We start from the raw sequence: 12,859 nt of genomic DNA, 5'->3' as shown, positions 1-12,859 counted from the left end.
TGGAAGGAAAAACCAGGGCGGTGTATGTTGGCGTTTTATATTCAAAATGAATGATATGAACACCATCGTATTTGTTGAAGATGATCCCGAAGTTGGATCACTGATTGCGGCCTACCTTGCCCGGCATGATATTGAGGTTATCCTTGAACCTCGTGGTGATCTGGCCGAGGAGAAAATCCTGCAAGTTCAACCCGACCTGGTGTTATTGGATATCATGCTGCCGGGCAAAGACGGGATGACTATCTGCCGCGATTTACGTGGACGCTGGCAGGGCCCGATTGTCCTGCTCACCTCGCTGGACAGCGACATGAACCATATTCTGGCGCTGGAAATGGGTGCCTGTGACTATATCCTGAAGACAACGCCACCCGCAGTGCTGCTGGCTCGTCTGCGCCTGCATCTGCGCCAGAGTGAACATTCAACCCAGTCTAAAGGCATTCAGGCGGCAACGATCACTCCACACACAACGCTGCGCTTTGGCACACTCACTATCGACCCCACCAACCGCTCCGTTCTACTCGGCGGCGAGCAAGTTTCTCTTTCCACCGCTGATTTTGAATTACTGTGGGAGCTGGCAACCCATGCAGGGCAGATTATGGACCGCGATGCGTTGCTGAAGAACCTGCGTGGCGTAAGTTATGACGGCATGGACCGCAGCGTCGATGTCGCGATTTCCCGGTTACGCAAAAAGCTCCTCGATAACGCGACTGAACCTTATCGAATTAAAACAGTGCGCAACAAAGGTTATCTCTTTGCACCCCACGCCTGGGACGACGAGCCGCAGAAGTAATGCCACTGGGCCGATCTCATTGATCGGCTGGATTACTCACAATACGTTACACTGTCACGTAAAATTGTCTACAGAACAGGCATACAAACGCCATCCGGATACGTTCCACATTTTTTGTGTGGCTGTTGGTCTCCCCCCTCCCTATAATCCGTGGCGGTCCTGAACCCTTATGGTTCATAGGTTTATTTCGCAATAACAAAACTCTTTCCGGCATTTCAGGTGCTGAATGAGGCAAGAGGCTACAATATGTTCGTTACGCTTGCGTATGTCGCATTCTTTTTGGTTTGTTCATGGGCAATTTTCAGAATCAACCAAAAAAGTCACTCCCTGTCAAAAAGTGTCTTCATCGCTATATTTTTGGGTGCTGTTATCGGCTTATCCCTGCATCTTATTGCTGCTGACGACAGTAAAACGGTTATCGATTGGTATAATATTATCGGCAACGGCTATGTAAATTTACTGAAGCTGGTCGCGGTTCCGCTGATTTTCATTTCTATACTCTCAGCTATTAACAAACTCGAAAATAGCGCTGGCATTGGGAAAATGTCGTTAACCATCGTCGGGTGCATGCTCTGTCTGGTGATGATTGCCGGGTTTGTTGGGTTGCTGACTGCACATGTATTAGGTCTGGACGCCAGCGCATTTGTTCATATGCAGTCCACGCTGACGGCTGACGATGTGAGCAAAACGGCTGCCATTTCACTGCCTAAACTGGTTACATCTCTAATCCCTACGAATATCTTCCTCGATCTCACTGGAGCCAGAAGCGTTTCCGTCATTGGCATTGTTATCTTCACCCTACTTGCCGGCGTGGCATTATTAAAAGTCAAACAAGATGCTCCGCAAGAAGGTGAAAAGTTAAGCGCAGGCATTAATGCCATCCAGTTCTGGGTGATGAAGATGGTGCGCATCGTTATTGCCCTCACCCCTTATGGCGTGATGGCATTAATGGCAGGCGTATTTTCTGCGTATCGCTTCGAACAATTTGCCAGTCTGTTAGGCTTTATTGGCGCTTGTTACATTGCGATTCTGATGATGTTTATCGTCCACGCGCTAATCCTGGTGCTGAGTGGCAATAATCCCGTTCACTATTTTAAAACTGTCTGGCCAGTATTAACCTTTGCATTTGTTTCCCGCAGTAGTGCGGCATCTATTCCACTGGCTATTTCCGCACAGGAAAAGTTTGGCGTGCAAAACACCATTGCCAATATCGCGGCCTCATTTGGCTCCAGCATGGGTCAAAACGGCTGCGCCGGGATCTATCCGGCCATTATGGTAGCGATGATTGCGCCAACAATTGGAATTGATCCATTATCGGTGCATTTTTTGCTCGCCATGCTGCCTGCAATTGCGCTCGGCTCTATCGGGGTTGCGGGCGTAGGCGGCGGCGGAACATTTGCTGCGCTGATCGTCCTTTCAACGCTGAACTTCCCGGTTGCACTGGTCGGAATTTTCATTGCCATCGAGCCTGTCGTTGATATGGCCAGAACGGCATTAAACGTGAACGGTTCGATGATGTCGGGCGTGTTGGCTAACAGGATCCTGAAAAAGAGTGCTGAAGAACCACAACGCGTGAATGCGAATTAGCCTGTCCTCTAGTAAGAAACAAGCCTTCCTGTTCACGGAAGGCTTTATTTTGCGTCAACTAAACGTCAGTCCGTCGTATTTTCTCCAACGATAGTTTACTGCGGAGATAATCCAGCAGCCGATAAAGACGCCAATAATCGCAAATCCGACATTCCCCATATGGTCACTTAAATCGCTGACGGTATCCCACAAACCACCCTGGAGCGAAAACGCGTCAGAGAGAAGCCCCAACGCCTCCAGTCCACCAATAAATAGCGCGACAATCACCGAAGTCCCGGTAATGGTCATATTGTAATAGAGCTTACGTTGCGGCTTATTGAATGCCCATCCGTAGGCCTCAACCATCAGAATACTGTCGAGACAATCAATTAACGCCATACCGCAGGTAAACAACGCAGGGAACACGAGAATGGACCATAACGACATACCACTGGACGCGCTTGAAGCGGAAATTCCCAACAGAGAAATTTCAGTGGCGGTATCAAAACCCAGACCAAACAGAAAACCGACAAAATACATATGCCAGTCTTTGCCTACCAACCGAAACGCCGAGCGGAAAAGCCAGCTCAGTGGACCTGAAACCGTAATGTCTTCCGTGGTGCCATCGTAAGTTCCGGTGCGCTTTAGATGGCGAAAGGCCTTCCAGACATGGCAGAAAATAATGAGATTAAGAGTAGCCAGAATCAGCAAAAACACGGCAGAAACCGTGGTCCCAATCAGGCCGCCGATATTCTGAAACCATGCCATGTGTTGCTTAAACGCGCTGGTGCTCAACGCAATGCCAATGCTGGCCAGCAACACGATGGTGGAGTGGCCGAGGGAAAACCAGGCTCCCGTCGTCAGGGCGCGTTTTTTCTGCTGCATGAGTTTGCGCGTAGCGCTATCTATCGCGGCGATATGATCGGCATCAACGGCATGGCGCAAACCATAGCACCACGCGATCAGACTCAGCGCCAGTAACGAAGTGTTGTTGCTAAACGCGCTGAAAGCCCACAGCCACGCTACGATGTTTGCCCCGATGAGTAAGACCATCAACAAAAGAATGTTCGGGCGTTTTTTTAATAATGAAAACAATGCCTTCATTGTTTCCACCCTGTCAAATTTGCGCTAAACAACACTCCACACCGCCATTCACTGATTGATTAATAAAACGTTTACCCGGCTAATGATAACTCTTAAGAATTACCAGCCCAGTGTCGTAGATCAAAGTTGATTACCACCTGAAGCGAGCTCCGCCATCGCTAACTCCGCGATGCGCAGGGGTACAGAGGCGCAGTCCCCTTCTTGCAAGAACCAGGCAGACGACAACCCACACCAGGCAATAATCCACATCAGCAAACGTTGCCGTTCAATGCGGGCGGTTTCAGACACGATGTTGACCCGTTGGGTGAATCTTTCTGGCTCAATGGCGACAGGCCTGGAGGGGTCGGCAAGATCGGGGTTGGTAAAAATATTGGCATAATCAAAGCCACGCTCGCCCACCAGCCCTTTAGGATCGATAGCCAGCCATCCTTTCGCTCCGAAATCCAGAATATTGCCGTGGTGTAGGTCGCCATGTAATACAACTTCATTCAAGGGAGATGAGAGCAGCACGTCTGCCACCTTTGCGCAACGCGTCAGGATACCGCCATACTTTTTCGCTGCAGGAGCGAGAGCGCGAAACCAATGATGCAGCGGTGTTAACTCAGGCGTTGACGCATTCCGGGGAAGATGAAGTCGACTGGCTGCATGGCAAATAATGCGACACGCCTGCGCATCGTTACCAGTCCAGGACATGTCCGCTAAAGACCCCGTCCCTGTCGCACGTTCCAACAGGATCGCCCCTGTTGCATGAGCAAGCACTTTCGCTGCGCCATTCCCGTTCCACCAGACCATGAGTTCGCAGCCGCTCCGTTCACTGTCATCGTCGGTAAGTTTAAGTATGGCTTTCTGACCCTCTTTGATAGCCACCACGGGCAAAAGCTGTGATGTGTGCGTCTCAAAGGGTTCGCCATCAGGAGTCAGTCCCCAACGGTTGAGCCAGGTGTTGAACAGACTCTTTTCCAAACAATATCCTCTTTTTTTCGCCGGATGATAACCACCGAAAGATGCCGGTTCAGCATTATTCCTGTTTTCTTTTGGTTGAGCCACAACCCCCCACTGTCAACATCATTGGCTTACCTGGTAGAGCACTAACGAGCACACCCTTGCGTATTGGTGTGCCATGCTGACTGTGTTTTTTTCAATGAGGAAGGCCCGATGATCACGATATGCAAAACCTGTGGAACATCCTATGACGCTGCTAACGCCTATCCAGAACATTGCGATATCTGCCAGGATGAACGTCAGTATGTCCCCGCAACCGGGCAGGAATGGGTCGATTTTGCCGCCCTTTGTGCTTCGCACACAAATAAGTGGCGGCAACATGATAGCGCTCTCTTCAGTATCCGCACCGTTCCCGATTTTGCAATTGATCAACGGGCGTTTATTCTGCGTACCCCGGAAGGCAATATTTTATGGGACTGCATTGCCACGCTCGACGATGCAACAAAAATGCTAATAACATCCCTGGGCGGGCTTAAGGCCATCGCGATATCGCATCCACATTACTACACCACCATGCAGGACTGGGCTGAAGAATTTAACGCTCCGATTTACCTTCATGCCAATGACCGCAAGTGGGTAATGCGCAACAGCCCGTGGATTAGATTTTGGGATAGCGATACCCTGGAACTGACACGAGACGTTAGTGTGATACGTCTGGGCGGACACTTTGCTGGCGGCTGCGTATTGCACTGGGCACGAGATGAAGGCGTGGTGCTTTCCGGCGATATCGTTCAGGTTACCCCTGGCGCGCATGCCGTCTCCTTTATGTGGAGTTATCCCAATATGTTGCCGTTGCCGGCCGCAACGGTCAGCGACATTACCCACCGCCTGAGCACGGTGAGATTTAAGCAGCTTTACGGCGCGTTTGAAGGAAAAGACATCACGCAAAATGCCGATGAAATCGTGCAGCGTTCAGGTGAAAAGTATGTTTCCTGTCTCAAATAAGCAGACCGTTTGTCTGTCATTGGCGCTCATCAGGATGATATGGGATAGAAATGATAGACTGCTCCAATGACAGATAAATTCACTATCACACTGATAATGAAGTAGGTTTTGAATGGCTGTTTTTGTGTTTTATGGCGAAAGATTTGTTGACCGGCTATCGCGCCAGGCCAACCACCCACAACGCCAAACAACAGCAAGGTGGATTCCGGCACCCGCCGCCAGGCCCTGCGCGCCGCCATTTTGTCCGCGCCGTACATCGCCAACGTCAGTATGTTGGCGATCAAAAACCATATAATCAGGGGATACGAGGTGAAAATGCAGCCTGTCGCCGCGAAAATGAGTAGCAAATAACAACAGCGATTGAAATTCATATTTTTATATCACAGCAATTTTGAGAGTATCAGTAAGCATTATATTGTGTATTCGGTGATTTTATATGAAGAAGCTGTTTGTACAGTTTTATCTCCTGCTGTTTGTCTGCTTTCTGGTGATGACCCTGTTGGTCGGCCTGGTATATAAATTCACCGCAGAACGCGCGGGCAGGCAGTCGCTCGACGATTTAATGAAAAGCTCGTTGTACCTGATGCGCAGTGAGCTGCGCGAGATCCCACCACGCGACTGGGGGAAAACGCTGAAGGAGATGGATTTAAACCTCTCTTTTGACCTGCGCGTTGAACCGCTGAATAAGTACACGCTGGACGCGCCTACCATGCAGCGTTTGCGCGAAGGCGATATCGTTGCGCTTGACGATCAGTACACGTTTATTCAACGGATCCCCCGCAGCCATTATGTACTGGCCGTCGGCCCGGTCCCCTATCTCTATTTTCTCCATCAAATGCGCTTGCTGGACGTCGCGCTGATGGCGTTCATTGCCATCTCGCTGGCCTTCCCGGTACTGATCTGGATGCGCCCACACTGGCAGGAAATGCTCCGACTGGAAGCCGCTGCACAACGCTTTGGGGAGGGACATCTGAGCGAACGCCTCCATTTTGATAGCGGTTCCAGCTTTGAGCGGCTGGGGGTGGCGTTTAACCAGATGGCGGACAACATCAACGCGCTTATCGCCAGTAAGAAACAGCTTATCGATGGTATTGCCCATGAACTTCGTACCCCACTGGTTCGCTTACGTTATCGGCTGGAAATGAGTGATAACCTCACCGAGCAGGAATCTCAGGCACTGAATCGTGATATCGGCCAACTGGAGTCGTTGATCGAAGAGTTACTGACCTACGCCCGGCTGGACCGTCCGCAAAATGAACTAAAGCTCAGCGTACCGGACCTCCCTGTTTGGCTGACAACCCATCTGGAGGATGTGCAAAGCGTGAATCCCCAGCGTGCAGTACGTTTACGTCATCTCAAGAGTGGCGACTACGGTGCACTGGATATGCGCCTGATGGAGCGTGTACTGGATAATCTACTGAATAACGCCCTGCGTTATTGCCAGTCTACGGTGCAAGCGAGCCTGTTATTGCACGGCAGTCAGGCGATGCTGGTTGTGGAAGACGATGGTCCCGGTATTGCACCCGATGCTCGTGAACAGATTTTTGAACCGTTTGTTCGCCTTGACCCCAGCCGCGACCGGGCGACCGGTGGTTGCGGACTTGGGTTAGCCATCGTCCACTCAATTGCTTTGGCAATGGGCGGTACGGTCGTCTGTGATGAAGGTGAACTCGGCGGCGCCCGTTTTACGTTCAGTTGGCCCGTATGGCATAACATTCCTGAATTTTCAGCTGCCTGACCCACATTGCTCGGTGGTCAGGTGGCAGATGTTGTGCTATAAAGAAGTATGTTGTAACTAAAATGGTGAATTTATGGCCCGTTACGATCTCGTCGACCGCCTGAACGGCACCTTCCGCCAGATGGAACAAGAGCTGGCGCTTCTGAACGCAAACCTGTTGCAGCAGACGCTGCTGATTGCGCGCGTCTTTTCGTTACCGGAAGTGGTCAAGGAGGCAGAGCATGCCCCATTGCAAAGCATTGATGTTAAGCAGCATTTAGGCAAAGAGGCTGAAACGCTGGCGCTAGGCCACTATCGTCACCTGTTTATCCAGCAACAATCCGAGAATCGTAGCAGCAAAGCGGCCGTCCGCCTGCCAGGAGTGCTGTGTTATCAGGTAGATAGCGCTGCCCAGCGTGCTCTGGAAGAGCAAATACAGCGTATTAACCAGCTAAAAACGACATTCGAGCGTATTGTCACGGTGGAATCCGGGCTGGCGCCGGCAGCACGTTTCGAATGGGTGCATCGCCACCTGCCGGGACTGATTACGCTGAATGCCTATCGCACACTTACACTTGTCAGAGAGCCTGCTACCCTGCGATTCGGCTGGGCCAATAAGCACATTATTAAAAATCTGAAACGCGATGAAGTTCTGCAGCTACTGGAAAAAAGCCTGACGTCACCGCGTAGCGTACACCCCTGGACGCGTGAAGAGTGGCAGGCGAAGCTTGAGCGGGAATATCAGGATGTCGCGGCCCTGGGGCAGCATGCTCGTCTGAAAATCAAACGACCGGTAAAAGTGCAGCCCATCGCTCGCGTCTGGTACAAAGGGGAGCAAAAGCAGGTGCAATATGCCTGCCCGACGCCATTGATCGCGCTAATTAACAACGAAAACGGTATGACCGTACCGGATATCGGCGAGCTACTGAATTACGATGCCGACAATGTTCAGCATCGTTTTAAACCTCAGGCACAGCCGTTGAAATTGATAATTCCCCGACTGCACCTGTACGTTGCTGATTAGCTGCCTGGCCGCATGCTGCCAACCATCAGCTCCGGACGTACCCAACTGTCAAACTCCGCTTCGGTCAGATATCCCAGCGCCAGAGCGGAGGCTTTTAGCGTCAGACCCTCTTTGTGCGCCTTTTTGGCAATTTCAGCGGCTTTATCATAACCGATATGGGTGTTGAGCGCCGTCACCAGCATCAGCGACTCGTTGAGCAGTTGATCGATTCGCTCACGATTGGGCTCGATCCCCGTCGCGCAGTGCTGGTTAAAGCTTTCCATACCGTCAGCCAGCAGACGTACCGACTGCAGGAAGTTGTGGATGACCATCGGTCGGTAAACGTTGAGCTCAAAGTTACCTGACGCCCCGCCCATATTGATGGCGACATCGTTGCCCATTACCTGACAGCAAAGCATGGTCAGCGCTTCACACTGGGTGGGATTGACCTTGCCCGGCATGATCGAGCTGCCCGGTTCATTTTCCGGAATCGAAATCTCACCAATACCACAGCGTGGACCGGATGCCAGCCAGCGTACATCGTTGGCGATTTTCATCAGCGACGCCGCCAGCCCTTTTAGCGCGCCGTGAGCGTGAACCAGGGCATCGCACGTGGCCAGCGCTTCAAATTTATTCGGTGCGGTAACGAACGGCGCACAGGTGATAACCCGCAGTTCATCCGCGACCCGACGAGCATATTCAGGATGTGTGTTCAGTCCGGTCCCTACCGCAGTTCCCCCCAGCGCCAGTTCTGCCACGTGCGGTAAACTGTTTTCAATGTGTCTGAGATTATGTTCGAGCATTGCCACCCAGCCGGAAATCTCCTGGCCAAGCGTAAGTGGGGTTGCATCTTGTAGATGTGTACGACCAATTTTGACGATATCGGCGAAAGCGTGGGACTTATCACTGAGCGTTTTGGTCAACACATTTAATTGCGGGATCAGAGCGTTACGTAGCGCAAGCAGTGCGGCAACGTGCATTGCGGTTGGAAAGACATCATTCGAGCTTTGGCTCTTATTAACATCATCATTGGGGTGTACCTTGCGTTCCATCCCTCGTACGCCGCCCAGTAATTCGCTGGCCCGGTTTGCCAGCACCTCGTTCATGTTCATATTGCTTTGTGTACCAGAGCCGGTTTGCCAGATGGCCAGCGGAAACTCATCACGATGTTTATCCGCCAACACCTCATCTGCGGCCTGCATAATAGCCCTGGCTTTATCCTCCGCCAACAGCCCGAGATCCTGGTTAACCTTTGCAGCGGCGCGTTTCGTCAGCGCCAGCGCATGGATCAGCGAGACCGGCATTTTCTCCGTAGAGATACGAAAATGCTCCAGCGAACGTTGGGTTTGCGCCCCCCAAAGCTTATCGGCAGGGACATCAATTGCCCCCATTGAATCATTCTCGCGGCGTACCGTTACCATTACCTGCTCCTTACATTAACAATTGATTAGGTTATGTTTCGACATTGCCCATTTGCATTGGTCTTATGAGTATTAACGAGGATTAATCTGTCGTTTGGTGGTTCGTGCGGTAAAAAAAACCGCCCCGAAGGGCGGCTGACGTTACTTAACGCAGCGTGCGCACTGCGACGTCTGAATTTGCTTGAAGAAATCGTTGCCTTTGTCATCCACCAGGATAAACGCCGGGAAATCTTCCACTTCAATTTTCCAGATAGCTTCCATCCCGAGTTCAGGGTATTCCACACACTCCAGACTCTTGATGCTGCCCTGGGCCAGTACCGCAGCGGGGCCGCCAATACTGCCTAAGTAGAAACCGCCATGCTTATGGCAAGCGTCGGTCACCTGCTGGCTACGGTTGCCTTTCGCCAGCATGATCATACTCCCACCAGCGCCCTGGAGCTGGTCAACATACGAGTCCATACGCCCGGCAGTGGTTGGACCAAGCGAACCAGAGGCATAGCCTTCCGGCGTTTTTGCCGGACCGGCGTAGTAGATCGGGTGATCCTTAACATACTGCGGCAAACTTTCGCCGTTATCCAGCCGTTCTTTCAGTTTCGCATGCGCAATATCACGGCCAACAATGATTGTACCGTTAAGCGACAGACGCGTAGATACCGGGTACTGCGACAACTGGGCCAGGATCTCTTTCATCGGGCGATTGAGGTCAACGTGCACCGCTTCCCCCTCTCCCGCCTGGCGCAGCTCTTCTGGTATATATTTGCCAGGATTATGCTCCAGTTTTTCGATCCAGATACCTTCGCGGTTGATCTTAGCTTTGATATTTCTATCGGCTGAGCAAGAAACACCCATACCAACCGGACACGACGCGCCGTGACGCGGCAGACGGATCACGCGGATGTCATGTGCGAAGTACTTCCCACCAAACTGCGCGCCCAGTCCCAAATTCTGCGCCTCAATCAGCAGCTCTTTTTCCAGCTCGACATCGCGGAATGCCTGGCCGTGTTCGTTACCTTCGGTCGGCAGCTCATCGTAATATTTAGCCGAGGCCAGTTTCACCGTTTTCAGCGTGGCCTCCGCTGACGTACCACCAATAACAAACGCAATGTGATACGGCGGGCAAGCCGCAGTTCCCAGCGTTCGCATCTTCTCAACCAGGTAATCTTTTAATTTGCCTGGCGTCAGCAGCGCTTTGGTTTCCTGGTACAGATAGGTTTTGTTCGCCGAACCACCGCCTTTGGCAATACACAGGAATTTGTATTCGTCGCCGTCGACGGTATACAAATCTATCTGTGCAGGCAGGTTGGTACCGGTGTTTACCTCTTTATACATATCCAGCGCGGCGTTTTGCGAATAGCGCAGGTTGTCTTCGATGTAGGTGTTATACACCCCCCGCGCCAGCGCAGCTTCATCGCCGCCACCGGTCCAGACGCGCTGACCTTTTTTACCTACGATAATCGCGGTTCCGGTGTCCTGACAGGTAGGCAAAATACCTTTAGCCGCGATATCGGAATTGCGCAGGAATTGCAGGGCCACATATTTGTCGTTTTCACTGGCTTCGGGGTCACGCAGAATATCGGCCACCTGCTGTTGATGCGCAGGACGCAGCATAAACGACGCATCATGAAAGGCCTGACGAGCCAGCAGGGTTAAGGCTTGCGGTGCTATTTTAACAATCTCCTGCCCTTCAAATTCGGCAACAGAGACATGATCGCTGGTCAGCAGATAGTATTCGGTATCATCCTTTTTGAGGGGGAAAGGATGCTGATAATGAAAGGGTTTGTTTGACATTGTGCTCTCACTTACTGCTCGGTCTGGTTATTCTCTGGGCAGATGTTCCATTGCCCTGCTTCCCTGCCGCAGGTCGGATTGTAGAAGTAAGGGCTTTCTGCAACCGGAATTGCTCAGGGTATTAAAAGCGAGTCACCATATCCTACACAATTTTTTAACAAAAACTGAGACAAGTACGACTTTTTACATGTGCAGGTTACTTCCCTCGGGGTTTCTTGGTTTAATAGCCGCAGAAAATTCCACATTGAAACAGGGCTTGAGAATGCAAAAACTCATCAACTCAGTGCAGAACTACGCCTGGGGAAGTAAAACTGCGTTAACGGAACTTTATGGGATTGCCAACCCCACTCAGCAACCGATGGCTGAGTTGTGGATGGGCGCGCATCCGAAAAGCAGCTCGCAGGTTCTGGGCGCTGACGGCCAGAAGGTCGCTCTGCGCGATGTCATCGAACACGATAAATCCGCACTGTTAGGCGATGCCGTTGCCAAACGCTTTGGTGAACTGCCTTTCCTGTTTAAAGTGCTCTGCGCCGCGCAACCTCTTTCGATTCAGGTTCATCCTAACAAGCGCAATTCTGAAATCGGATTTGCCAAAGAAAACGCGGCGGGGATCCCGATGGATGCCGCCGAGCGCAACTACAAAGATCCTAACCACAAGCCGGAACTGGTTTTTGCTTTAACGCCATTTCTGGCGATGAACGCATTTCGCGAGTTCTCAGACATTGTTGCACTGTTACAACCGGTTAGTGCAGCGCACCCGGCTATTGCGCATTTCCTGCAGGAACCGAGCGCAGAACGTCTGAGCTATCTTTTCGCCAGCTTACTGAATATGCAGGATGAGGAGAAATCCCATGCGCTGGCAATCCTGAAATCAGCGCTGAACAGCCAGCAGGGTGAACCCTGGCAAACCATTCGCCTGGTAGCCGACTTCTACCCGAACGACAGCGGGCTCTTCTCCCCGTTGCTGCTCAATGTGGTGAAGCTCAATCCAGGCGAGGCGATGTTCCTGTTTGCCGAAACCCCACATGCCTACCTGCAAGGTGTGGCGCTTGAGGTAATGGCTAACTCGGACAACGTGCTTCGCGCCGGACTGACACCAAAATACATTGATATCCCGGAGCTTGTCGCCAACGTTAAGTTTGTCGCCAAACCTGCAAACCAGCTGCTGACCACACCGGTTAAGACCGATGGCGAACTGGACTTCCCCATTCCTGTCGACGATTTCGCCTTCTCCCTGCATGAACTGACCGCCGATGGCACAGAAATCAGTCAGCAAAGTGCGGCTATTTTGTTCTGCATCGAGGGGGAAGCCGTGCTGAGTAAAGGCGAGCAGCGTCTGGTCCTGCTGCCGGGTGAATCGGCCTTTATTAGCGCGAATGAATCGCCGGTAAACGTCAGCGGCAAGGGTCGTTTAGCTCGGGTTTATAACAAGCTGTAGCAAGATACTGATATTTTTAACAACTCTTGCTAAGCTGTAGTGAGTTAAAGACATGTCACTCCTCCAGGCGTCTTCAAACGCCTGG

General features: G+C 51.6%; 11 protein-coding genes. 6 read left to right on the top strand and 5 right to left on the bottom strand.

What is annotated here, in order from left to right; all coding sequences use genetic code 11:
- The first annotated feature begins 46 nt into the window (after nucleotides 1-46).
- Entirely contained in the window at nucleotides 47-790 is a 744-nt protein-coding gene (gene rstA / locus WHR59_RS11655) for a two-component system response regulator RstA (protein ID WP_043016399.1), read from the top strand.
- Between the two features lie 246 nt (nucleotides 791-1,036).
- A complete protein-coding gene (locus WHR59_RS11650) occupies nucleotides 1,037-2,377 on the top strand; it encodes an L-cystine transporter (protein ID WP_220771808.1) in 1,341 nt (446 codons plus the stop codon).
- A gap of 54 nt (nucleotides 2,378-2,431) precedes the next feature.
- Here the strand turns inward: WHR59_RS11650 and WHR59_RS11645 are convergent, their stop codons facing one another.
- Entirely contained in the window at nucleotides 2,432-3,460 is a 1,029-nt protein-coding gene (locus WHR59_RS11645; protein WP_338844016.1) for a HoxN/HupN/NixA family nickel/cobalt transporter, read from the bottom strand.
- Between the two features lie 120 nt (nucleotides 3,461-3,580).
- Nucleotides 3,581-4,423: an aminoglycoside phosphotransferase family protein gene (locus tag WHR59_RS11640; RefSeq protein ID WP_338844015.1), complete on the bottom strand. Its 843-nt coding sequence runs from the start codon at nucleotides 4,421-4,423 to the stop codon at nucleotides 3,581-3,583.
- Between the two features lie 192 nt (nucleotides 4,424-4,615).
- Here WHR59_RS11640 and WHR59_RS11635 point away from each other — a divergent pair, with 192 nt between their 5' ends.
- Nucleotides 4,616-5,407 carry an MBL fold metallo-hydrolase gene (locus WHR59_RS11635; RefSeq protein WP_220771810.1) on the top strand — a complete coding sequence of 264 codons (792 nt, stop codon included), beginning with the start codon at nucleotides 4,616-4,618 and terminating at the stop codon, nucleotides 5,405-5,407.
- Nucleotides 5,408-5,436: 29 nt separating this feature from the next.
- Here the strand turns inward: WHR59_RS11635 and WHR59_RS11630 are convergent, their stop codons facing one another.
- Nucleotides 5,437-5,778, bottom strand: coding sequence for a DUF1294 domain-containing protein (locus tag WHR59_RS11630; protein WP_220771811.1), 342 nt, complete (start codon nucleotides 5,776-5,778; stop codon nucleotides 5,437-5,439).
- A gap of 65 nt (nucleotides 5,779-5,843) precedes the next feature.
- Between WHR59_RS11630 and rstB the strand changes: the two genes are divergently transcribed.
- Complete coding sequence (gene rstB, locus WHR59_RS11625) at nucleotides 5,844-7,145, top strand: two-component system sensor histidine kinase RstB (protein WP_100194413.1); 1,302 nt, start codon at nucleotides 5,844-5,846, stop codon at nucleotides 7,143-7,145.
- A gap of 73 nt (nucleotides 7,146-7,218) precedes the next feature.
- Nucleotides 7,219-8,148 carry a DNA replication terminus site-binding protein gene (tus, locus tag WHR59_RS11620; RefSeq protein ID WP_043016405.1) on the top strand — a complete coding sequence of 310 codons (930 nt, stop codon included), beginning with the start codon at nucleotides 7,219-7,221 and terminating at the stop codon, nucleotides 8,146-8,148.
- Here the strand turns inward: tus and fumC are convergent.
- Together fumC and fumB are read right to left on the bottom strand one after the other, a co-directional pair.
- Nucleotides 8,145-9,548 carry a class II fumarate hydratase gene (fumC, locus tag WHR59_RS11615; RefSeq protein WP_047411410.1) on the bottom strand — a complete coding sequence of 468 codons (1,404 nt, stop codon included), beginning with the start codon at nucleotides 9,546-9,548 and terminating at the stop codon, nucleotides 8,145-8,147. The two genes, tus and fumC, sit on opposite strands and share 4 nt — an antisense overlap.
- A gap of 141 nt (nucleotides 9,549-9,689) precedes the next feature.
- Nucleotides 9,690-11,336 carry a class I fumarate hydratase gene (gene fumB, locus WHR59_RS11610; protein ID WP_075146135.1) on the bottom strand — a complete coding sequence of 549 codons (1,647 nt, stop codon included), beginning with the start codon at nucleotides 11,334-11,336 and terminating at the stop codon, nucleotides 9,690-9,692.
- Nucleotides 11,337-11,598: 262 nt separating this feature from the next.
- Between fumB and manA the strand changes: the two genes are divergently transcribed.
- Nucleotides 11,599-12,774 (top strand): mannose-6-phosphate isomerase, encoded by a 1,176-nt coding sequence (gene manA / locus WHR59_RS11605; protein WP_043016408.1) that lies wholly within the window; start codon nucleotides 11,599-11,601, stop codon nucleotides 12,772-12,774.
- Nucleotides 12,775-12,859 lie beyond the last annotated feature (85 nt).

Source organism: Citrobacter europaeus (assembly GCF_037482245.1).
Taxonomy (GTDB): Bacteria; Pseudomonadota; Gammaproteobacteria; order Enterobacterales; family Enterobacteriaceae; genus Citrobacter; species Citrobacter europaeus.
Note: the sequence above shows the minus strand (reverse complement) of the source record. Positions and strands in the feature narration are given on the sequence as shown.